The organism is Clostridium sp. MT-14 (assembly GCF_042436595.1).
GTDB classification, from domain to species: domain Bacteria; phylum Bacillota; class Clostridia; order Clostridiales; family Clostridiaceae; genus Clostridium_B; species Clostridium_B aromativorans.
On the sequence record NZ_JBHMIY010000010.1, the window covers coordinates 98,985 to 120,218 of the forward strand.

Consider the following 21,234-nt stretch of genomic DNA (forward strand, 5'->3'; position numbering starts at 1 on the left):
ACTTCAAAGCAATAAAACCCATTATTATGCCCCCTTTTTCATACTCATTTTTATAGTTGTCTTTTAGCATTCAATTGTCGACAATTTGTCTACATTAAAAATCCTAGCATCATTTCAGTAGATTGTCAATAGTATCTTAACTTTTTTCAATTAAATTTTACTTTGCATAAAATTTAAAAACTATTTTCACATTAAATCCTACATACAAGTCTTTAATTTGCCCTAAAAAATAACTGATGTTTAAACTTGAAAATAGAACATGTTTTTTCTTGACAATCTCTATTTAATTATATACCATAATATATATATGCTTTATCGACAGCTCGCATACAAAATAGTGTTATACTAAAGTATATGGAGGATTTACATGAACAGAAAGAAACAAGCATATGAATATTTAAAAAATGAAATCATTACAAATAGATTTCGCCCTGAGACACCAATCATAGAAATGGAGATTGCATCAAAATTAAAGATGAGCCGCTCTCCAATTAGGGAGGCTATGCGTGAACTTGAGATGGAAGGATTAATTGTTAGTCATCCAGGGCAGGGCTCCTTTGTTGCTTCCATTTCACCCTATGATGTTGAAGAAATTTACGAACTTCGGATATTATTAGAAAGTTGGGCTTTAAAGCGCAGTATTTCCCGTATCACATCGGAAGAACTTGACAACTTGGAGCATGATTTCAAAACTGCCTTCCGTGAGAGTGACTGGGAGGCCTTACACCAAGCTGATCGAGCTCTTCACAATCTTATTATTAATAAATCTCTCAGCAAACGTTTAATCGCTTTTATGAATATTTTAAATTCGCAAATAGAGCGTATCCGCTATATTAGTGCTAAAAATAAAAAGCGTGCTGAACTCTCTTATCATGAACATTTAAAAATTATTCATTACCTTCGTGAGCACAATTTGGATAAGTGTAAGATGACTTTAAAAGCACATCTTAAATCCGTTGTACAGTCTGCTATGGAAGTTGCGAAAATTAGCAAAATAGAAACAAAATAGTAATTCCCTGGGCAATTACGATCAATACCCTTTAATTAAGTATTACTTTAATGTAATTTTTCGTAATTATCCTCATATTGTTGAGAGTAATATAACATATAAAACTATAATGAAGGTATCCCGTAAAGCTCTTTAAAAATTCCTGAAGACATTTTCTAATTTTTAAAGATTTGTATCCATAACCGCTCCTAAAGGAAGTGGTTTGCATAAGCCATACAAAGGCGTGATATTTCCAGCGCCTAAATGACGCTGGCTTTCACACTATGCACTTATTATTATAACTTTTGATTACAATACCCATAATTGATTTACGGTCTTATGATCTGCACCTGTGTGCCGAACATAGAAGGCCAACTTCCATCTTTTAAAAGGCATTGTTTAGAGCTTTAGGACGCTTTCACTATTCCTTATATTCAATGCAGTACAATTCCGCCGCATCCTAGCTCTACTACATTCATTTCTCGTACGCACCTATAAAATAATCTCGGCCATGACCCCGTATACTTCTTTTTTAATTTTATGTCTCATAAAATTAAAGTCATGAATAAAAATTCCAGCATTTTTGTTATGATCTACCATTAAATAAGATATCATTTAAATCAAGAATACTATGTCTTCACATTGAACATACCTCTCTAATTTTTATTAATGATTTTCAAATGTACGAGCTACATCTTTTAAATACTTCGTAATCTCAATATGCTGTGGACAAATTTTTTCGCATTTTTTACATTCAATACAATCAGATGCTTTACCATATGTTTTAATATAATTATCATAATATACATTGTGTACTGAAAATTGCTGCTTCAATGCCTGTTTCTCCGCATTGTAAAGTGCAAAGTATTTCGGTATTGCAATATTTTGGGGACATCCATCTACACAGTATTGACAGGCAGTACAAGGTATTGCAATGGCTTTATTAATGATCTCAACAGCTTCGCTTACAATTTTGTATTCTTCTGGAATAAAAGGTTTAAATTCCTGCATATATTCTGTATTGTCAAGCAACTGTTCCAAAGAAGACATTCCACTTAACACCATCATCACATTCTCATGGCTTGCTGCAAATCGTATTGCCCAGGATGGCACAGACATATCCAGATGGTATTCTTTAAATAATTTTTCTGCTTCCCCAGGTACTTTCGCCAGTGTACCACCTTTTACCGGCTCCATAACAACAACAGGTTTATTGTGCTTCTCTGCCACTTCATAACATTTTCCAGACTGAATGCTTTCATTCTCCCAATCCAGATAATTTATCTGCAACTGAACAAAATCCATCTCTGGATGTGCTGTTAGAATTTCATCCAATAAGTCAGCTGTATCATGAAAAGAGAAACCTATATTTCTTACTTTTCCCTCTTCCTTCTTTTTCTGGACAAAAGAAAATGCATCTAATCTATTGGCAATCTTATAATTATTTACACCAAGACTGTGAAGCAAATAATAATCAAAATAATCTACACCAACTTTTTCTAACTGCTCGTTGAAAATTTTCTCTAAGTCTTCTGTCCTTTTTAAAAACATAGTTGGCATTTTTGTAGCCACTGTAAAAGAATTTCTTGGATGACGTTTTACTAATGCCTCTCTCAAAGCAATCTCACTCTTAAAATTATGATACATGTAAGCCGTATCAAAATAAGTAAAACCTCTTTTCAAAAAAGTATCCACCATTTTATTTAATTGCTCGAAATCAATACTTGTCTGATCTCCTTTATTCATAATTGGTAAACGCATAAATCCAAATCCTAGTTTTTTAGCCATAATAACACCTCTTCATCTATTATTTATACTTGCTGTATAATGCCTTCTCTTTTAAGCCAGCCCGATATGGCAGTCTTTGAATTTTTTACATCTGAACCATATATATCCAGTCCTCTTTTAACATCAGCTCCACGAGCAGCTTTTACAATATCCGTTTCACTTCGTCCCATTCGACTGCCCCCATGCGTACAGTAAGGTAAAATGATCTTATCTTTGAAATTATACCTCTCTAAAAATGTAAATACAGCCATAGGTATAGTTCCACACCAATTTGGATATCCTAAAATAATAACATTATAAGAATCCATATCAACAATACTTGTTTTTAACGCTGGACGAGCATCTGCTTTTTGCTCCTGTCTCGCAATATCTACTACTCTATTATAATTTTGTGGATATTCTTCAACAGTTTCAATCTTAAATACATCTCCACCAATTACTTTTTTAATTTCCTGTGCAACTATACCTGTATTTCCAGAATAGGAAAAATAGGCAATCAATATTTTATTACTTTTTTGCATTTGACACCCCACCTTTTTTTTAATTTAATAAAACCTATTTATTACTTTATAATTGATATTATACTGCTTGTAGTTAACTCCCAGTCAAACATTTATGGAAAATTTTATCTTTATAACACAAAATCATTAATTTATTTCATATAAAGATTCAATTTTGCTAATCCTCTTAGGGAAATACAACCTGCACTATTTATAAAACTACTTCTTGAATTCTCTCAATTCTTTTTCTTTTTTAGCTAATCCCTGTTCATACCTTGCAATCTTATAATCTAGTCGCTCCAGTGTCTTCTGCATATCTTCTATTCTCATCACAAGCTGCTTACGCTGTTCAATTAAAAGTTTTTTTCTTGCTTCAATAGTTTCGTCACCCTGCTGAAACATGTCAACATATTTAATCAATGCTTCAATGGGAAGGCCTGCATTTCGCATACATTTGATAAATCCTACCCAATTACAGTCTTCTTCCGTATAATCTCTGATTCCGCTTTTATTTCGATTCACACGAGGAATCAGTCCAATACGCTCATAGTATCGAAGTGTATCCTGCGAAAGATCAAATTTTTTACTTACTTCTGTAATCGTCATTCAATTTCACCTCCTGATATCCGATTATATAGATAATCAATAAAGTTTACTCAAACATACAAAATCAAGTCAAGTATTTAATCCTAACCTGCTTAAATGTTTAATTTTTGATCAGCAAAATATGATCTATAATTTATGCAATCACCATGTTTTAATTCCTTTAGATCTAGTCTAATACTTGGAGTTAACTCCAAGTCAAGTGTTTTTTTATGAGCTTTTAGCATTATTTTAAGTTGCTCCAAAAAATCTCAATTTATCTTCTGCCATTAATATATAAATAAAGTATTGATATTAGCTTTATTTACAAAAAATCATAACCTATGAAGAAATCATTTTTATACCAATTGAAAATCCTATTATTCCAATGATGACGGAGCTTAAGATATATATATATATGCATTTAATTTTTCATTATCTTTGAATAAGTTAAATCCCTCATACATAAATGTAGAAAAAATTGTATATGCTCCTAAAAATCCACCAATGCCAATAAAAATAGATTTCCTCATTTGTTAATTTCCTTTCATTTTTAATATAATCTTTTGCAAACCACTTGAGCTTTTTTAGGCAAAGTTTATCACAGCCTTACAACCAATACCTGACAATGAGCACTTCTTGTGACAGATACAGCTACACTTCCCAGTAAAAATTTTGATATTTTGTTTCTACCCCTGTGCCCTATGATTATTAAATCTGAATTCACGCTATCGGCATAAGCTATTACTATATTTTTATACATTTATTCAACCTCCTCACTGCCGGTTTCTTGATTTTTTATATCTGATATATCTTTATTACTTAAAGGATTAAAAAATTTTTGGGCTATCAAGGTTGGTACAACAGCACTTAAAATTACCGTTGTCACTATAATGGAATACTGTATTTTATTTATAAAACCGTGATTAAGACCAAACAGGGCGGATATCGATCCAAAAGTTAACCCTGTTGCCATAAGCAAAGTAGTATATATTCCCTCTTTTCTCTTATATCCATACAACACAGTAAGTGGTCTTACACCTACGTATTTAGTAATGATTTTTACTGCCAGAAAGGCAAGTACTATCCATGCATAATTTACAACATGATAAGAGACATTGCTTCCGGCTTTCAAAAAATAAAAAGGTATAAACAAGCTAAAAATTATTGCCGTGAGCTTATCATTCAGATATTTTTGCTTCTTAAAAAATGGAGAAAGTGCCAAACCTATTATATATGCGGGCAGTACCGCTTCTACATTAGCCATTGTAGCAACACCACCACATAAAAATAAAATCAGGAATATATATTTTATCTCCAGTTGATACGTTTTGCCGCCAAATTTATCATTGAATTTAGTGGTAACTTTATTTAAGAAAGGTATAATTACAATCATTAATATTATAAAAAGAATAAGCCATTTATTAAAGTTGGCAAATATAAGTCCCAGTGCTAAAACAGTACTAAATCTGTAACAAAACAAGCAGCTAGAATTTTTTGCCCTAGTTCTTTTTTATCTAGGCCTGTCTCAAGCATTACTGAATAAACTACAGCAACAGAAGTAGTTGAAAGTGCTATTCCACAGATTTCCGAAGAATTCAGGGTCCATCCCAAAATATAATAAGCCCCTAAAAAACATAACACAAATGGTGCCATAAAAGATAATATACCCATGAATAAACTTTGCTTTAAATTTGATTTCAATATATCATGATCTATTTCTGCTCCAGCTTGAAACGTAAGAATTATACTCCCTGCGCCTGCGAGAAAATCGATCCACTGATTCGTAGTTAAATTCATAAGATTACCTGCCGCAATACCCACCAATATCTCAACTAGAGATATTGAAATACCAGAGTAATATGCTATGATACCTGCGATTATAGAGAGTACAATCCACTTTGAAAATAGAAGCCACATTTTTCTAATCCTCCTATAAATTTATTATTTATAAATTGCAGGAGTCATTAGCATAAATATGCATTTAAGACGAACCCCATCGTCTTCACTTAAAAATAAGCATAAAAAAACTTCTACTGACAACAGCAGAAGTCATTAATCACAAAGGATATTTAAAGGCAAACTTCATTACCTAAATCTTAAATTACTTTATTATATTATCATAAATTAAAGTATATGTAAAGCAAAAATAGTAGAAGCTCTTAAAATCTGTTATATTAATCACTATATTGTTAGTCTTATTCTCTGAGAGTAGCCGTAATTCTTTTTGGGTTTAGCAGCAGCATTAACGCATCCTCGCTGCTTTTTACAATAATGTCAGCCTTTAATAGCGCTTTGGCAGAACAGCCTTCCTCACCAACTATAAGGATAGACAGGACACAAATTTCAAACATCCCAATATCATTTTTTCCATTGCCTATGCATATTGTATCCTCAGCACCAAGCAGCTGTACAAATTCTTTTTTTTTCACACTGCCGTTACTGCCTTTTAAAACTTGAACTTTGGCACCGACATTTTTGCATTCATTCTGCACCGAACCATATGTATCTGAAGATAAAATATAAATATCCAAAAATTTCTCGATTTCAACTAACATTTCTTTCACAGGCGATTTTAATTTACCATCAGTGGCAAGAGTCCCATTAAAATCAAAAACAGCATTTTTAACAGAGAGCTCATTTTGTCCCGGTATTGTTATTCTCAGCATATTTCATACTCCTCCCCCTTAATAAAACCATTTCACAAAATCATTACAATTTCAACTAAAATTATAAGAATAAATATTTATTTAATCAACTGTTTAATCGTAAAAAATATAATTGCAAGAGGAATCTTTAATTCAGGAGAAAATCCAACAATTGAAATAGATGTTCTATTAGATGATGAAAGCTTATTTTTACTGAAACTTTATTTTATTACAATTATGAGTCCACCATCTTGCGCTATACTGTTTCTCATCACTTAATAAAGGTCATCATAATCTTAAACCGTTCTTTTGCTGCCAAGGCATGTGGAACATTGGACAGTTTGACAATCGTCAGGCTAACCAACTGTCCGTTTTGATACTCCACTAAACTTTCCAGATTTACGCCCTCCACATTGGGAATATTTATTATAAACTGGTTTCCCTATAGGATTTCAACATATCCTTCCGTTCCATTCACTCGAATTCTTTGTCCGTCTTTAATCAGACTGGTGGCATTTTCCACACCTACAACTGCAGGCAGGCCGTATTCTCTGGCAATTACAGAACCGTGAGTCATCATCCCGCCCACTTCCGTAACCAAGCCATTAATGGATACAAAAACCGGTGTCCAGCTTGGGTCAGTAAATGCGGTGATCAAAATATCGCCTTCCTCCAGGGCGGCATCCTCCATTCTTAAAACCACCCGAGCCCGGCCTTCAATGATTCCGGAGGAAGCAGATATACCAGCTAAAGCACCTTCAGGGATATTGTAATTATCGTATTCACCAGATATAACCTCGCCCTCGGAAGTCATTATCCTCGGCGGCGTCAGTTTTTCATAAACCTTGTATTCCTCTTTCCGCGACCTTATGATGCTGTAATCCAGACGGCTTGTACGGACGGCCTCACGAAATTCCTCAAAGGATAGGTAGTAGATATCCTCCTTTTCCTGGATAATCCTTTTTTGCACAAGCTTAACAGCTTCCTTCATCAGGGCCTGTTTGATAATCCAGTAATGCTCAACCATGATATATTTCGGGTATTCCCGATAGCCTGCAAAATTGCGCAGGCGGTCAATCATCCTTTTCGTCTTCTTAAACTTTTGTTTTCCTCCAGGCAGCTGTTTCAAACGGCTTAAGAGATCCTGTTCCTTCTGTTTCGCTTCCAGCAGGCCTTGCTCCAATCTAACGTTATGCGCACCCGGCTCAAAGTTTTTAATATTGTTGAGAATCATGGGAATGAGGGCGGTTGGCTGTTCACTGAAGCGAGTTCTGGTGATATCGATCTCACCTGGACAGCGCATACCGTATTTTTCAAGATACGCCCCTATGAATTTGCTGACGGCACTGCCGCCTTCCAGCTCCGCTAAGTCCTCAAAAAAAGTGTCATTATTGGCGTGCCCCAAATATTCCAGCACCGCCGGATATTGCCGAACCACATCTGCCACGTCCAGCAGTTCCAGCCCCATTTCAGATGTAACGTTGTTGGGTGCCGACTTGGAAAGTGAGTCTGCCGCACTTTTTTCACCCAGCCACTTTTCCATTTTCTTATTAATCCAGCTTATTGCATATACACCAACGTAAATCACTGCCATACCCTGCGAATCACACATAGCTTTCTTTAGCAGCTTTAGATCTTCTATAATGAAATCAAACAACTCTTCTTCAGACAGTTTTGCAATCTTTTGCCGCAGATCTACGATAGACGCCTCATTCTTGGATATTAGAGATTTAACAATGGCCCCATCACCGCTGTGGTATATTTTAATGAACTGAACGAGCAGCGCCCATGTAAAATACCCTGTACCCATGCTGAAAAATCCTTTACCGCCATGCGCTAGCAATTTCATAAATTTCTTTCGCTTCATCAAGTTCCTGATGGCTTTAAGCACAAGGGGATCTATTTTGCCCATGGCAATAAGTGCTATCTTTCGTCTCAGGGGAGAAGCCAGATCCTGCGACAAATCCATGAAAAATCTTCCCCCAGCTTGAATAAGGAGAGTTTTCATTGAGCTGTCTCCAGGTTCCTCTTCGAACTCTAACTGAAAAAAAGATAATCCAAATGGTTTCATTGCATCAGTCATCATTTGCTGATGCCCAAAGGACATATACACATGGTTTTTCCCATCCTTCACATCCGGTATTGGGTAAAGAGTGGTTATTGGACGACTTTGAAGGATAAAAAATTTATTTTCATACAGGCACCATTCGATATCCTGGGGACCGTCAAAATATGTCTCTATCCGTCTTCCTGTTTTTTCAAGTTCCAGAATCTGCTCATCCGTCAGCGTCTGCTTATTCTGACGTTCAGCATCGATCTTCTTCTCCTCCGTACCGCCTTCTTTTAGTCCATGGATCGCCAGCTTCTTTGTGGAGATCTTCTTATTAATGATTCCACCATCACGCACCTTGTAGTTGTCTGCGTTTACCAGGCCGGAGACCAAAGCTTCACCAAGCCCGAAGCTCGCGTCGATAGATATAACCTTCCTGTTCATCGTAATAGGATCTGCAGTAAACATGATTCCTGCAGCCTCCGGAAAAACCATCTTCTGAATAACAACGGACAGGTAGACCTTGCGGTGATCAAAACCGTTCTGGATGCGGTAGATTACGGCTCTCTCGGTAAACAGCGATGCCCAGCACTTGCTGATGTGTCTGAGTATGGCTTCCTTTCCGATAATGTTCAAATACGTATCCTGCTGGCCCGCAAAGGAGGCCGTAGGCAGATCCTCTGCCGTAGCACTGGATCGCACGGCATAAGCATTTTTTTCACCAAGTCGTACAAGATGTCGGGTAATCTCATTATCTATGGCGTCAGGAATAGCGATTGCTTCTATGACCTTGCGGATTTTGGCACTGATTTTACCAATACCTTCCACGTTGTCCGCTTTCAGGATGGACAGCTGATCCAGCAGTGAATTAATCTCCACATTATTCCCAATAATTTCTCTATAGGCTTCAGTGGTAACACAAAATCCCTCCGGCACTCGTATCCCGTCAATCTTGGACAGTTCTCCCAGATTGGCACCTTTGCCTCCTACCAGTGCAGGCCTGGTTTTATCGATTTTCTGAAAGCCAAGTACATATGAATTCATACATATTCTCCCTTCTATTTTACGCATATCATATATCAATAAACCGTTTCAGGTAGATCAAATACACGTTATAGGTATTTCTCCTTGTAAAAATTCCTTTTAAACAGATTTATATACTCACCGAATTCTTTACATAAAACATCAATATCAATCCCTGACTTAGGCATTTTACTTAAATATCCATCTGTAAGCAAGGTAAGTATTTTCATGACCAGCTTTGGATCAACATCATCCTTGAATTTTGAGGTGTCAATGCCTTCAAAAACAATTTTTCTCCTAAAGCTTTTACTTTCACTATTTTCCAAAATAGCCTTTATGTCCTCTTTAACTTCGTCAGCATTTTCAAAATACACACTGTTTAAAAAAGAAAGGATGGCAGGGTGTTTTTTCATAACCGAAATTTCAATGCCGGTTACAAGCTTAATTCTGTCAAAAAAATCAGTAACGCCATTATCAAACTTTCTGTGGATTTCATTTATTATAGTATGAGTGCATAGATCAATCAGATATAAATATAAAGCTTTTTTTGTGCCAAAGTAATGAAATATCAACGCTTTTGAAATCCCCGCCGCAGCGGCAATATCGCTAATGGAAGTTTTTTTGTAACCGTTAGTGCCAAAGCATTTAAGAGCAGCATTGACAATTATATCCTGCTTGTCTATGGGTAAACTTAAAAATTTCTCCAAAAAACTCACCTTCTCAATTTTATTTACCGATCCGGTTAATAATAAAATAACACAATTAACCGATTTGGTCAATTGTGTTTGAAAATTTTTAATTGCCTGAATGATCATTTAAGTCCAGACTCCAACGCCTTTAAAAAATCTTTTTCTAAGGGACAGGTAAAGAATTACGTTCAAAACCGCAATCACTCCTATTATTATCCATATGAATTCCATCATATATCCTACATAAGGGCTAAATACTAGTTCTCCATGCATATATGCCATTCCTAAAACACTGCCTATGACAAAAGGAGTAAAAAAGAGAATTGCTAAATGAGTTGTCAGATACCTCCTGCACTCTTTGTCATTTAACCCTATTCTTTTCAGTATAACAATCTGTTCTTTTTCTTCATCAATATCAGTGACAATTTTGTAATACAACACAACACCTGATGACAGTAAGAATAAAAATCCTATGAAGCTAAATGCAAAGAATGTAAAACCACCAATACCAAAGGCCATGTTAAAACGTTCCTGTTTATAAATTGGACGCAGATTTGTTATGTCATCTTTTTTGCCGAATACTAAACTAGAGCTTTTCCATAAGCTTTCATTACTTCCATTTATATTGCGCAGTCCATCAAGTATGGCATCAAATACTTTCTGGCCGTTACCTGATTTAAGATTAAACAAATAGGCGTTTTCTTCCTTAGCTTTCAGTTCTGCATATATTTTATCATCAATTACATCTGCCAAAACACCTGCATATTCAATATTTCCATAAGAATCAATGAAAGGGGCATACATACTTCTTGTGTTTTCTCTGTCATATGCCAGATGCTTTACATTTCCCAACTTTCCTACAAAAGTATTCATATCTGCAGGATTTTTCTCAAATGTTTCTGCACGGGTTACGCCTTTCCGCCAGGGTTCAATTGTGATGATGGTATCAAAATCAACAGGTTCTTTTGCATTTGCACTGGAATTATACACAAGCAACAACTCATCGGGCTTAACATTAATTGAAAGCCCCATATGCCTGTTAAACTCACTTTCACTAACAACCAGGCTATCCCTTTGCCTTTCCATATAGTAATTAATGAACCCATCCCTGGTATTTCTATAATTTTGGCAATATGTAAATTTCAAAGGTGAAAAAGTATCTAAAATGCCACCTGCATCTTTTACAATCTTCTTAATTTTATCTTCGCTGATTCTGTTTATTTCGCCATTTGTTTCAATCATGAAATCATACGGAACAAATTCCCTAATAGTTTTATCATTGTAAGTATAGATGGATATTCCCATACCCATAAAATAAATAGCAATAAAAATCAACAGCGAAACAATATACAGTGTTACTTTATAAGAAAAAAACCGGTGACTGAGGCTTCCGTACAAAAATAAAACTGCAACCACAAAGCTGTTCACAAAAAAATAGGAAAGAAAACGCCCAAAATTATATTTCAGGTTTTGGGCCACAATATACCAAAATGTCATTCTTTATCGCCTCCCACTATACTCAAGGTTTCCAATATCTTATCAAAGAAAGCCTTTCTGTCGCCGGAGCTCTGAATTTGAATGTTGATTTTGCCGTCTTTGATAAAGATAATCTTTTGACAGTAAGATGCGGCAAAGGCATCATGAGTAACCATCAATATGGTACAGTTTTTTTCGGTATTCATCTGAGTCATCATTTCCATAATATTGGCGGATGACTTTGAGTCAAGATTTCCTGTGGGTTCATCTGCAAAACATACCGCCGGATCGCTTACAAGCGCCCGTGCCGCTGCCACACGCTGTTTTTGACCTCCTGAAGCATGGTATTGATATTTCTCCGCAAGGTCGCTGATACCGAAGAAATTCATCAGTTCATTCACACGATTTTCAATTTCTTGCGGCGGCATCTTATCCAATATCAGCGGCAAAGCAATATTTTCTTTCAAGGTCAGGCTTTCAAGAAGATTGAAGTCCTGAAAGATATATCCAATCCTTTTACGGCGAAAAATCGCCAGCTCGTCTTTTTTAAGCCTATCAATGGCTTTTCCGTCTATGATTACTTTGCCTGATGTTGCAGTATCAATACCGGACAATATATTTAAAAGCGTAGTTTTTCCGCTGCCGCTGGGCCCCATAATGCCAATAAACTCTCCCCTAGAAACGGTGAGATCCACACCTTGTAAAGCATGGACCTCTTTCGCCCCCTTAAAGGATCCATATACTTTGGTTAAGCTTTCTACATTGATAATGTCGTTCATAATTTCATCTCCTTTGCTTTAACATTAGTATAGTCAAAAGAGTATAAAATAAAAATTGATTTACCTTGCAATAACCTTACAATCTTGAAAGAAAAGACAAGCTAACGCTTGTCCCTTTCTCCGGGGCTGAAGTCAGATCTACCTCAATACCAAGCTGTTTTGCAATATATTTAACCATAAAAAGACCTATTCCTGTAGCGGCTTTATGTTTTCTCCCGTTTTTGCCTGTAAAGAACAAATCGAAAACTCTGGGGACATCTTCTGCTTTGATACCGATGCCCTCATCCCGGATCGTCAGTATCGTGCGCTTTTCACCAGGTTTTATTTCCATATGGACATTTTTACCTGAAGGAGTGTATTTAACAGCATTGGCGATGATTTGTTCCAGGATGTAAGCACACCACTTTTTGTCCGTGTAAACATAGGCTGACTCCCCGTGAAGTTTCGGATACACGCCTGCATAGATAAAGTCACGTTTCTTTTCATTGATAACCCTGCTGATGAGCGAGCGAAGATCAACACGTTCCGGCATGTAATCATTGGAGAACTCGTCAAGCCGCAGAATGTTCAGAGCCTGCTCCAAATTTCTTTTCAGCTTATCATTTTCCAGGGAAATATCTTCCAGAGAATCTTTGGATGGATTGTCACAGGCAAGTTCAATAATGGTCAAAGAGGTCTTCATGTTATGTATAAAACTGGAGAACATGGAGTTGCGGTCCCTCAGCTTGTCATTTATAGAAATGATGATATTATTGTAATGTTCATGTATATCCTCCATTGCTCCAAAAGCAAGGGCTTCCTTGCAGTTGTCCGGATTTGGCTTATAACCTCTGCCCTGTTTTGCCTTGTCTAAGCTGTTCAGAAATCTGTACATAATAACAGATTTAACAATTACATAAGCTGCCAATATAGTCAAGCTAATCAAAGTAGGATATGCAATCATGCTTCCCGGGTAAACAAGATTAAAAATTAAAAGGAGAAGGGCAGTATTTAAAATATAAAAAATAATAGCCTTCCTCTCACTATCAACGGTTTTCCACAGCAGCCGCATCAAATACATATCCCACACCTCTCTTAGTTTCAATACAGTTTTGCAGTCCAAGTCCTATAAGCTTCTTCTTTACCCGGGTAATATTTACAGTTAAGGTATTGTCATCCACAAAACTTACATCATCCCAAAGCTCTTCCAAAAGCTGCTCACGGGTGACAATTTGCCCGGCATTTTTCATGAGCAGCCGGAGTACCCGGTATTCATTCTTAGAAAGCTCTGTCTTTATCCCTTTATAAAATACACTCATAGTATCTTCCTTCAAACATATTCCATGTATGGTTATAATACTCTCTTGCTGCTCTTCCCTTCGCAGCATGGCATTTATTTTTGCCAGCAGTACCCCAATTGAAAAAGGTTTGGTGATATAGTCATCTGCACCGTTTTCCATGCCCCTTATCTGCTCCCCTTCTTCGCTCCTGGCTGAAATGATGATAATTGGAACTTTATAATGTCTCCGTATCAATTTCAAATAGTAAAATCCATCAAATTTGGGAAGGTTGATGTCAAGCAAAATGAGTTTTGGATTATAAGCTGATATGGTTTCAAGCACGGCATCGTAGTCATCAACTACCTTCGTTATAAAGTTATAGGCCTCCAAATACTCGGATATATATTTCTGAAGCTGCTCATTGTCTTCAATAAGTAAAATTCTATTCATATTCCCACACCTTTCAAAAATATAGTACTAGATCATGCCCTGACTAAAAAACAGGTTATCCCGCAAGTATAATTTTATCATACTTTCAGCTCAAAACTTTCAAATATCAGTTAGATAGACAACCTGCAAAGGATTGAACAAAATGAAACCTATTCTTTTTTTATTATTTTCAACATTGTTACAATTTTTTATTCGCTGTGAAATTTTAGCATCTAGCATACTATAAAAGAAAAAGTCGATAACCGCGAACAATCTCACCTGTTATCGACTCTGCGTCTTGGCGTCTGGCTCTTCGATAATTGACATATTCAGTTTTTTTACATTCTACCATCCCTTTGCTTGATGTTCTTATTGACCAATATTATTTTAATACCTGCAGCTTTAGGCTGCTTTGCGTTTATAAACCCTTATTGCGAACAAATATGCAACAATGAGAATACCTAGACACCATGCAAGTGCAACCCGAATATCATTTTCAACAGGCTGACCTGACAGCAGCGCGCGGATGGCATCCACAATGGAGGTCACCGGCTGGTTTTCGGCAAAGGCGCGAACAGGTCCCGGCATGGATTCAGTGGGCACAAAGGCCGAGCTTATAAAGGGAAGAAAAATAAGAGGATAGGAAAAAGCACTTGCGCCGTCCACTGATTTTGCGGACAGTCCGGCAATGGCTGCAATCCAGGTCAGGGCCAGCGTAAACAGAGCGAGTATACCGGCCACAGCAAGCCAGGAGAGTACCCCCGCCGATGAGCGAAAGCCCATAATCAGCGCCACGAGAATAATGATGGCAACTGAAATCGTATTGGATACCAGTGAGGTCAGCACATGCCCCCACAGCGCGGCCGAAGGCGCTATTGGCATGGAGTGGAACCGCTCGAAGATACCTCCCTGCATATCCATAAACAGACGGTAAGCCGTATAGGAGATCCCCGTTGCAATTGCAATCAGCAATATACCGGGCAGCAGGTAATTCACATAATTATCCGTGCCAGTTTTAATGGCACCGCCGAACACATAGACAAACAGCAGCATAAACGCAATGGGCATGATAGTTACCGTGATAATAGTGTCCATGCTGCGGGTAATATGGCGCATGGAACGACCAAGCATCACACCCATGTCGCTGAAAAAATGTTTCTTTACCGCTTCCATTTATCTTCCCTCCTTTTTGCCGATGACTGCGAGGAATATTTCCTCCAGGGTCGGCTGTTTTTCAACATACTCCACCTTCGCGGGCGGAAACAGCTTTTTCAGCTCCTCCAACGTGCCGCTCACGATAATTCTACCCTCATGCAGAATAGCTATCCGATCCGCAAGCTGCTCGGCTTCCTCCAGATACTGCGTGGTCAGGAGCACCGTTGTTCCATCCTTTGCAAGTTCTTTGACAATTTTCCAGACCTCCATGCGTGCCTCGGGATCAAGCCCTGTGGTGGGCTCGTCGAGAAAAATAAGCTGCGGTTTTCCGATCAGACTCATGGCGATGTCTAGTCTGCGGCGCATACCACCCGAATAGGTAGAAACTCTTCGGTCAACAGCATCGGTCAGTCCGAAGCGTCTTATCAGATCATCCGCCACCTGGTGCGGATTTTTGAGGTGCCGTAGTTTGGCAATCATAATAAGATTTTCCCGTCCGGTCAGTATCTCATCCACGGCGGCAAACTGTCCGGTAAGACTGATTTTTTCACGTACACGCTCCGGCTGCCTGACAACATCAAAACCACATACCTGTACATTTCCCCTGTCAGGAGTCAATAAAGTGGCCAAAATCTTAATTACAGTGGTCTTACCAGCGCCATTAGAGCCAAGCAGAGCATAGATACTGCCTTTTCTCACCTCAAAATCCACGCCTTTGAGGACACGAAGTTTCTTGAAAGACTTTTGTAGACCTTTTACTTGAATTGCTTTTACCATTCCCATATCCTCCTTTTACTTTGTTTTATCCGTGTGTTTTTTTATGGCATTGTAAACTTTCTGGTCAACAGGTTCCTGATAGATGTCAGCATAAGTTTTTGAATCTTTGATCAGATCGTCGCAGAAAACCGCTACGTCACTACCTGTCACTTCGAGTACTCCTTTTCCCAAGGCAGCACCCTCTTCAAAAAGATCCACAATTCCCGAGAGCAAACCTATACCGTCAGTCAGTTCAACAGGTCCGACCTTAAAGAGATATTTTTGAATCTCTTTATAAACAATCTGATAATCTTCTGGCAGTGCTCTGACACGTGCCATGTGTGCCCGCCACTCCTTTTTACCCTCAATGATATCTTTTATTCTCATTTTATCCTCCTATTACCTAATTTTTTAGCGATATTATTATTGAGCTGCTGGCGCCACTTGTTACGATAAGACTTTGCCCCTTCTTCACCGGCCAGCGCTGAGCAGAAACCTTTGATATCATCACTCAAAACCTCCTGGACACTCTCACCCTCCGCCGCCGCTTCTTCAAGCAGGCCAAGCACACCGTCAAGAATTGGCATGAGGTTGCGACCGGTGAAATCCGAGTGCGGCCAAAGATTGGCCTTAATTTTTTCCCATGCCGTTTGATAATCTGCCGGCAGCTTTTTGGCTCGCACTTCAAAAGTTTTCAATTCTTTAGTTATATCACTGCCTGTGATTTTTTCCCAAAAATTCATTACTTTTTCTCCTTCAACTCATTAATTTTTGATGATACGAACTCCCATTTTTCCCAGAACTTCCGCAGTTCATCACGCCCTGCATCGTTGAGTAGGAAAAATTTTCGCGGCGGTCCCTTGTCAGAGGGCTTTTTGGTGACCTCTACCAGCTTGTTTCTTTCAAGCCGAATCAAAATGGTGTACACTGTTCCATCCACCACATCTGTGAATCCGAGGGCGTTCAACCGCCGCGTGATTTCGTAGCCGTAGGTTTCTTTGCGGCTAATTATTTCAAGGACGCAGCCTTCAAGCACACCTTTGAGCATTTCCGTTAGGTTTTCCAGTATAATTCCTCCTTTGCTACTTTGTATGACTAATATGTAGTAACACTTATTACTGCTATATAGTATCACGTAATAGATGGTTTGTCAATAACGTAAATCACAATAATCTAATACTTTATGCGGGTTCAAAAAAGCAAAAAAGACCGCCTCAAAAAGACGACCAATTTTTTCGTGCATCGACATTGTATCAATACCGCAATCAATTACACCTTTGCAAAGGGTACCACCAAATTATGTGGAAAAAGTTTACTTATAACACGATAAAATTTATAAAAAGCTCCTGGAGTATATACGGCCTTCCCTCCCTGGGCAGCTTTTAAGGAATCCCTGGCCACATTTTTCATATCAAGATACGGTAGTTTATTTACAACAGACTTCTTTCCCTGCGCTTCTGATAGAATTGCCATTTCTGAGGCCATATTGCCGGGGCATAATGCACATACATTAATACCACGTGATTTCAACTCTTCACGGATTGCCCTGCTGAAATATAATACAAACGCCTTTGTTCCACTATATACCGCCATGTTCGGGTTTGGTACAAAAGATGATACGGAACAGGTTTCAACAATAAAACTTCCTTTTTTCATATAGGGGAGGCACAGCCTTGTTATGGCTGTACATCCCATGACATTCAGGTTAATCATATTAAGTTGACTTTTTAAATCTTTTTCTTCAAATTTTCCACGCGTGCCGACTCCTGCATTGCTGACAAGGATTCTGATATCTGGCTTGTTTTCATCCAGAATCTTTTCAAACTCTACAAATGATTCTTCTTTCCCCAAATCCATAGGCACTAACCTTATTTCTTTATCAGAATACTTTTGTCTTATTTCTTCCAATCTTTCTTTTCTTCGTGCAATCAGCCATATCTCATCAAGTTCCCGATATTTTTCTATAATTTCTCCCGTAAATTCTTTTCCAAGACCGGAAGATGCTCCAGTCACAATCGCTATTCGCATGTTTTTAAACCTCCTTATACTTTTACGCTCGGATATTAGCAGTGCAAACATTCAAAACAAAGCGTACAACTTATCTTAATCCATACTAATCCTCTGGTTGATTTTCTCTTTATATAGTATTAAAGATAATAAAATTACTTAATCAGGGAAAATATATCTCCCGCTGTTCTGTGTAGCATTGTCATATTGAATGGCTTTTGCCGGACATCGGTTGATACATGCACAGCACTGCATACATTTTCTGTGCTGCCAGGCAGGTCTGTTCTTCTCCATCCGAATATCAGATATGGGACAGACAGCTGAACATTTGCCACAGCCAATACAGTTGCTATCGGCATGAAACCTTTTGTCAGACCGGGACAGTCGAAAAATCGGTGCAATTACAAATGATTTGAGAAAAGGCAGCGCTCCCGGAAGTATTCTGTTTTCTTTCTGCCTTTTAAGGATACTGTCTCCAATTGTTTCCAGTTCTATCTTTGCAGCAGCGATTTTGCGGTGCTGTGAGATTTCATTTTCTGTATCGAAACCTGATAAAACATAATTGTTTGGCATCCTCACAGAATAACAGCTATCCACATGAATGTGCCGTTTTAACCATGTAAAAGCAAAGCCGGTCTCACTTTCACAGGTGGCAACTGCATACACAAATGCATTTCTGTGAACTCTGATCTGTTTTACAAAATCCGTCACATACTTCGGTGTGGACCATGCATAAACGGGAAACACAATGCCCAGAATATCATGCTCACCGATAGATGCAGGAGCTTCTTTCGTCCTTACCATGTCTGTCATAGACATGGCAATGTCATCTGTTTTTTCTGCGAGCCGTTGAGCGACCCATTTAGAATTTCCGGTTGCTGAAAAATAATAAATCATATCACACCTCCGAATTTGTTTATGACAATTCACGCGAAAGTTCATATGCCTGATGAACTGCATCTTTAATTCTGCCTGATTTATAGGCATCTCCAATCACATACCTTTTATCGCAGCATCCCTGTAATTCTGCTGCAACTTCCTTATTGCTGCGTACTCCCAATGAGAGAACAACTGCATCTGCATATACGATTTCCCTCACGCTGTTTTTCTGAACGAGTGTAAGCTTGTGGCTGGCGATGCTTTCAAGTTTTCTTCCCGACATAAAGGTTACGTCAGCCTTTTTTAACCTGTTCATGACATCCCACACACTGATATTAAAGGCACTAGGAGCAATCTTGTCGGCCATCTCTATAATGGTTACCTTGTTGCCCTGCTCCACCAGTATCTCCGCTGTTTCGATTCCTGTCATACCGGAACCAACAACTGCAATTGACTTGTTTTCAAATTTCAAATCACCTCTCAAAATCGGTGTTACCGTCGTCACATAATCTTCTTTGGCACCCGGTATACCCGGCTTAAATGCCACAGCCCCTGCGGCGACGATTACCGCATATGGGTGATAGGACACTACAAGTTCCTTTGTAGCAATCCTGTTATAGAGGATTTCAGCTCCATTTCTCTTAGCTTGATATTCCAGATCTTCAAAACACCAGCTCATTTTTTCTTTATACGGCGGCATCTTTGCAAGCTGCAGCTGCCCGCCAGGTGCAGCTTCCTTCTCCAATAGGGTGACCTTGAATTTTCTGGCTGCCAGCTCTCTTGCTGCAGTGAGACCCGCCGGTCCGGCACCAACAATCACAATCTGTCTTCCATCACCGTTTTTTTCCCCGATTTTCGTGTATTTTGTCTCCTGGCAGGCCCGTGGATTAACAGCACAATTAACTGGCAATCCATTTATAATATTACGCTCATAGGATTCCATACAATATAGACAGCCAATACATCTCTGAATATTCCGTGAATCTCCGTTTTTGGCTTTTACAGCCCAATCTGGATCGGCAAGAAGCGGCCTTGCCAGTCCAATGAAATCCTGATCTCCTTCCAATAAAAGCTGCTCAGCCTGCTCCGGAGTACGAATTACGCCAACCGAAATGACGGGGATATGCACAGCATCCTTTACTGCTTTGGAAAGATATTTTCGCCATCCGGGCTGAAAACTGATGGGCTCGGTGATCATAAACTGCGTATCGCTGTTTCCGGTTGTAACGTTGATGGCATCTGCTCCATATGCTTCCAGTGATTTTGCAATCTCGACGCCATCCTTTAAATGCAGACCCTGCTCAGGATAACCGATTTTTTCATAGAATTCATCTACTGTAAGACGTACTGAGATAGGAAAATCTGCACCACATTCCCGGTGAATTCCCTCTATCAGTTCCTTCATAATCCGCAGCCGATTTTCAAAGCTGCCGCCATATTCATCACTGCGGATATTTGTATAAGGGCTTAAAAACTGATTTAAAAGATATCCATGTCCTGCATGCAGCTCCACTCCGTCTGCACCGGATTGTTGTACTCTTTTAGCAGCTTTTACAAACTGTCTTATTAAATTATGAATCTCTCCTGTAGTAAAAGGCTTGATTTTTTGGTTCCCGAAAACAGAAAGTCCAAGTCCCGCTGGTACATCACTAGGTGCCCTTAATGGCTTCATATATTTATTCATCATCTGAATCATCTTTGGATCACTTAGAGATTCTGCATCAGCCTTTCCAGCTATAGAAGAGAACACTTTCCAATAAAAAGGAAAGATTTTTGCAAGCTTCTCATTAATACTCCAAAACGTAGGGAAGAGCACGACATTTTGGCGACCCGGATGATGGAGTTGTACAAATATTTTCGCACCTTCTCTGTGAACGGCAACTGCAACTTTCTGAAATGGTTTGATATACTTATCCGAAGACATGGAGAGCTGCCCGGAGGCTACCACACCATCTTTTTCATTGATACGTGTATATTCCGTTATGATCAGGCCGACGCCGCCTTTCGCCCGCTCCCTGTAATAAGCCACTGTTTTTTCGTTGGCGGTGCCGTCATGGTCGGATACATCCACTCCCATGGCTGTCATGACAACTCTGTTTTTTACTTTTATACTTCCAATTTTCGTCGGCGAAAACAATTTTTTATATGCCATTGTCCTGTCCTCCTAACTCTATTTTCCCATAAATTTAATCCTGCAGAAATCATTAATAGTACTAAACACAATTT

Annotated in this window: 22 protein-coding genes, 1 pseudogene and 1 riboswitch; of the genes and pseudogenes, 1 reads left to right on the top strand and 22 read right to left on the bottom strand. The window is 38.5% G+C overall.

Annotation, left to right across the window (positions count from 1 at the left end; translation table 11 throughout):
- Positions 1-367: 367 nt before the first annotated feature.
- Positions 368-1,009: a GntR family transcriptional regulator gene (locus tag ACFHWD_RS09505; protein ID WP_229981914.1), complete on the top strand. Its 642-nt coding sequence runs from the start codon at positions 368-370 to the stop codon at positions 1,007-1,009.
- A 645-nt stretch (positions 1,010-1,654) separates the two neighbouring features.
- Here the strand turns inward: ACFHWD_RS09505 and ACFHWD_RS09510 are convergent.
- From ACFHWD_RS09510 to ACFHWD_RS09615, 22 genes and pseudogenes are all read right to left on the bottom strand, one after another.
- Positions 1,655-2,779, bottom strand: coding sequence for an aldo/keto reductase (locus ACFHWD_RS09510; RefSeq protein ID WP_229981314.1), 1,125 nt, complete (start codon positions 2,777-2,779; stop codon positions 1,655-1,657).
- A gap of 20 nt (positions 2,780-2,799) precedes the next feature.
- A complete protein-coding gene (locus ACFHWD_RS09515) occupies positions 2,800-3,297 on the bottom strand; it encodes a flavodoxin (RefSeq protein ID WP_229981291.1) in 498 nt (165 codons plus the stop codon).
- A gap of 198 nt (positions 3,298-3,495) precedes the next feature.
- Entirely contained in the window at positions 3,496-3,882 is a 387-nt protein-coding gene (locus tag ACFHWD_RS09520) for a MerR family transcriptional regulator (protein WP_229981290.1), read from the bottom strand.
- A gap of 318 nt (positions 3,883-4,200) precedes the next feature.
- A pseudogene (locus ACFHWD_RS09525) lies at positions 4,201-4,361 on the bottom strand (CrcB family protein); the annotation flags it as partial.
- Positions 4,362-4,459: 98 nt separating this feature from the next.
- The gene (locus tag ACFHWD_RS09530; RefSeq protein WP_229981289.1) at positions 4,460-4,621 is read right to left on the bottom strand and encodes a universal stress protein; all 162 of its coding nucleotides are present in this window, start codon (positions 4,619-4,621) and stop codon (positions 4,460-4,462) included.
- Positions 4,622-5,254 (bottom strand): cation:proton antiporter, encoded by a 633-nt coding sequence (locus ACFHWD_RS09535; protein ID WP_268253809.1) that lies wholly within the window; start codon positions 5,252-5,254, stop codon positions 4,622-4,624. It lies immediately after the preceding gene.
- A 56-nt stretch (positions 5,255-5,310) separates the two neighbouring features.
- The gene (locus tag ACFHWD_RS09540) at positions 5,311-5,778 is read right to left on the bottom strand and encodes a cation:proton antiporter (protein ID WP_268253802.1); all 468 of its coding nucleotides are present in this window, start codon (positions 5,776-5,778) and stop codon (positions 5,311-5,313) included.
- A 31-nt stretch (positions 5,779-5,809) separates the two neighbouring features.
- Positions 5,810-5,871, bottom strand: a riboswitch (Fluoride riboswitch).
- 185 nt (positions 5,872-6,056) lie between these two features.
- Entirely contained in the window at positions 6,057-6,527 is a 471-nt protein-coding gene (locus ACFHWD_RS09545) for an HAD family hydrolase (RefSeq protein ID WP_229981288.1), read from the bottom strand.
- A 421-nt stretch (positions 6,528-6,948) separates the two neighbouring features.
- Complete coding sequence (ppsA, locus tag ACFHWD_RS09550; RefSeq protein WP_378061549.1) at positions 6,949-9,600, bottom strand: phosphoenolpyruvate synthase; 2,652 nt, start codon at positions 9,598-9,600, stop codon at positions 6,949-6,951.
- 68 nt (positions 9,601-9,668) lie between these two features.
- On the bottom strand, positions 9,669-10,286 hold the full coding sequence (locus ACFHWD_RS09555; RefSeq protein WP_229981286.1) for a TetR/AcrR family transcriptional regulator: 618 nt from the start codon (positions 10,284-10,286) through the stop codon (positions 9,669-9,671).
- A 108-nt stretch (positions 10,287-10,394) separates the two neighbouring features.
- Entirely contained in the window at positions 10,395-11,765 is a 1,371-nt protein-coding gene (locus ACFHWD_RS09560) for an ABC transporter permease (protein WP_229981285.1), read from the bottom strand.
- Positions 11,762-12,523, bottom strand: a complete 762-nt coding sequence (locus tag ACFHWD_RS09565; RefSeq protein ID WP_106010791.1) for an ABC transporter ATP-binding protein — start codon at positions 12,521-12,523, stop codon at positions 11,762-11,764. The genes ACFHWD_RS09560 and ACFHWD_RS09565 overlap by 4 nt, the downstream gene beginning before the upstream one ends.
- Positions 12,524-12,599: 76 nt before the next feature.
- The gene (locus ACFHWD_RS09570) at positions 12,600-13,583 is read right to left on the bottom strand and encodes a sensor histidine kinase (RefSeq protein WP_378061553.1); all 984 of its coding nucleotides are present in this window, start codon (positions 13,581-13,583) and stop codon (positions 12,600-12,602) included.
- Positions 13,549-14,232, bottom strand: a complete 684-nt coding sequence (locus ACFHWD_RS09575) for a response regulator transcription factor (RefSeq protein ID WP_229981283.1) — start codon at positions 14,230-14,232, stop codon at positions 13,549-13,551. Before ACFHWD_RS09575 ends, ACFHWD_RS09570 begins: the two co-directional genes overlap by 35 nt.
- Positions 14,233-14,613: 381 nt before the next feature.
- On the bottom strand, positions 14,614-15,384 hold the full coding sequence (locus ACFHWD_RS09580) for an ABC transporter permease (protein WP_229981282.1): 771 nt from the start codon (positions 15,382-15,384) through the stop codon (positions 14,614-14,616).
- Positions 15,385-16,143, bottom strand: coding sequence for an ABC transporter ATP-binding protein (locus ACFHWD_RS09585; protein ID WP_229981281.1), 759 nt, complete (start codon positions 16,141-16,143; stop codon positions 15,385-15,387). It lies immediately after the preceding gene.
- Positions 16,144-16,158: 15 nt separating this feature from the next.
- A complete protein-coding gene (locus tag ACFHWD_RS09590) occupies positions 16,159-16,509 on the bottom strand; it encodes a DUF1048 domain-containing protein (protein WP_229981280.1) in 351 nt (116 codons plus the stop codon).
- On the bottom strand, positions 16,506-16,865 hold the full coding sequence (locus ACFHWD_RS09595; RefSeq protein WP_229981279.1) for a DUF1048 domain-containing protein: 360 nt from the start codon (positions 16,863-16,865) through the stop codon (positions 16,506-16,508). Before ACFHWD_RS09595 ends, ACFHWD_RS09590 begins: the two co-directional genes overlap by 4 nt.
- Complete coding sequence (locus tag ACFHWD_RS09600; RefSeq protein ID WP_326839073.1) at positions 16,865-17,170, bottom strand: PadR family transcriptional regulator; 306 nt, start codon at positions 17,168-17,170, stop codon at positions 16,865-16,867. Before ACFHWD_RS09600 ends, ACFHWD_RS09595 begins: the two co-directional genes overlap by 1 nt.
- Before the next feature lie 221 nt (positions 17,171-17,391).
- The gene (locus tag ACFHWD_RS09605; protein WP_229981278.1) at positions 17,392-18,150 is read right to left on the bottom strand and encodes an SDR family oxidoreductase; all 759 of its coding nucleotides are present in this window, start codon (positions 18,148-18,150) and stop codon (positions 17,392-17,394) included.
- A gap of 138 nt (positions 18,151-18,288) precedes the next feature.
- On the bottom strand, positions 18,289-19,026 hold the full coding sequence (locus tag ACFHWD_RS09610) for an EFR1 family ferrodoxin (protein ID WP_378061557.1): 738 nt from the start codon (positions 19,024-19,026) through the stop codon (positions 18,289-18,291).
- A 19-nt stretch (positions 19,027-19,045) separates the two neighbouring features.
- The gene (locus ACFHWD_RS09615) at positions 19,046-21,160 is read right to left on the bottom strand and encodes an FAD-dependent oxidoreductase (protein WP_378061559.1); all 2,115 of its coding nucleotides are present in this window, start codon (positions 21,158-21,160) and stop codon (positions 19,046-19,048) included.
- Positions 21,161-21,234: the final 74 nt, after the last annotated feature.

Excerpts from the sequence above, each read along its gene's own strand:
- ACFHWD_RS09585 (WP_229981281.1), bottom strand. The coding sequence starts at position 16,143 with ATGGTAAAAGCAATTCAAGTAAAAGGTCTACAAAAGTCTTTCAAGAAA.
- ACFHWD_RS09570 (WP_378061553.1), bottom strand. The coding sequence starts at position 13,583 with ATGTATTTGATGCGGCTGCTGTGGAAAACCGTTGATAGTGAGAGGAAG.
- ACFHWD_RS09565 (WP_106010791.1), bottom strand. The coding sequence starts at position 12,523 with ATGAACGACATTATCAATGTAGAAAGCTTAACCAAAGTATATGGATCC.
- ACFHWD_RS09600 (WP_326839073.1), bottom strand. The coding sequence starts at position 17,170 with ATGCTCAAAGGTGTGCTTGAAGGCTGCGTCCTTGAAATAATTAGCCGC.
- ACFHWD_RS09535 (WP_268253809.1), bottom strand. The coding sequence starts at position 5,254 with ATGATTGTAATTATACCTTTCTTAAATAAAGTTACCACTAAATTCAAT.
- ACFHWD_RS09615 (WP_378061559.1), bottom strand. The coding sequence starts at position 21,160 with ATGGCATATAAAAAATTGTTTTCGCCGACGAAAATTGGAAGTATAAAA.
- ACFHWD_RS09520 (WP_229981290.1), bottom strand. The coding sequence starts at position 3,882 with ATGACGATTACAGAAGTAAGTAAAAAATTTGATCTTTCGCAGGATACA.
- ACFHWD_RS09545 (WP_229981288.1), bottom strand. The coding sequence starts at position 6,527 with ATGCTGAGAATAACAATACCGGGACAAAATGAGCTCTCTGTTAAAAAT.
- ACFHWD_RS09575 (WP_229981283.1), bottom strand. The coding sequence starts at position 14,232 with ATGAATAGAATTTTACTTATTGAAGACAATGAGCAGCTTCAGAAATAT.
- ACFHWD_RS09605 (WP_229981278.1), bottom strand. The coding sequence starts at position 18,150 with ATGCGAATAGCGATTGTGACTGGAGCATCTTCCGGTCTTGGAAAAGAA.
- ppsA (WP_378061549.1), bottom strand. The coding sequence starts at position 9,600 with ATGAATTCATATGTACTTGGCTTTCAGAAAATCGATAAAACCAGGCCT.
- ACFHWD_RS09595 (WP_229981279.1), bottom strand. The coding sequence starts at position 16,865 with ATGAATTTTTGGGAAAAAATCACAGGCAGTGATATAACTAAAGAATTG.
- ACFHWD_RS09540 (WP_268253802.1), bottom strand. The coding sequence starts at position 5,778 with ATGTGGCTTCTATTTTCAAAGTGGATTGTACTCTCTATAATCGCAGGT.
- ACFHWD_RS09530 (WP_229981289.1), bottom strand. The coding sequence starts at position 4,621 with ATGTATAAAAATATAGTAATAGCTTATGCCGATAGCGTGAATTCAGAT.
- ACFHWD_RS09590 (WP_229981280.1), bottom strand. The coding sequence starts at position 16,509 with ATGAGAATAAAAGATATCATTGAGGGTAAAAAGGAGTGGCGGGCACAC.
- ACFHWD_RS09580 (WP_229981282.1), bottom strand. The coding sequence starts at position 15,384 with ATGGAAGCGGTAAAGAAACATTTTTTCAGCGACATGGGTGTGATGCTT.
- ACFHWD_RS09505 (WP_229981914.1), top strand. The coding sequence starts at position 368 with ATGAACAGAAAGAAACAAGCATATGAATATTTAAAAAATGAAATCATT.
- ACFHWD_RS09610 (WP_378061557.1), bottom strand. The coding sequence starts at position 19,026 with ATGATTTATTATTTTTCAGCAACCGGAAATTCTAAATGGGTCGCTCAA.
- ACFHWD_RS09560 (WP_229981285.1), bottom strand. The coding sequence starts at position 11,765 with ATGACATTTTGGTATATTGTGGCCCAAAACCTGAAATATAATTTTGGG.
- ACFHWD_RS09515 (WP_229981291.1), bottom strand. The coding sequence starts at position 3,297 with ATGCAAAAAAGTAATAAAATATTGATTGCCTATTTTTCCTATTCTGGA.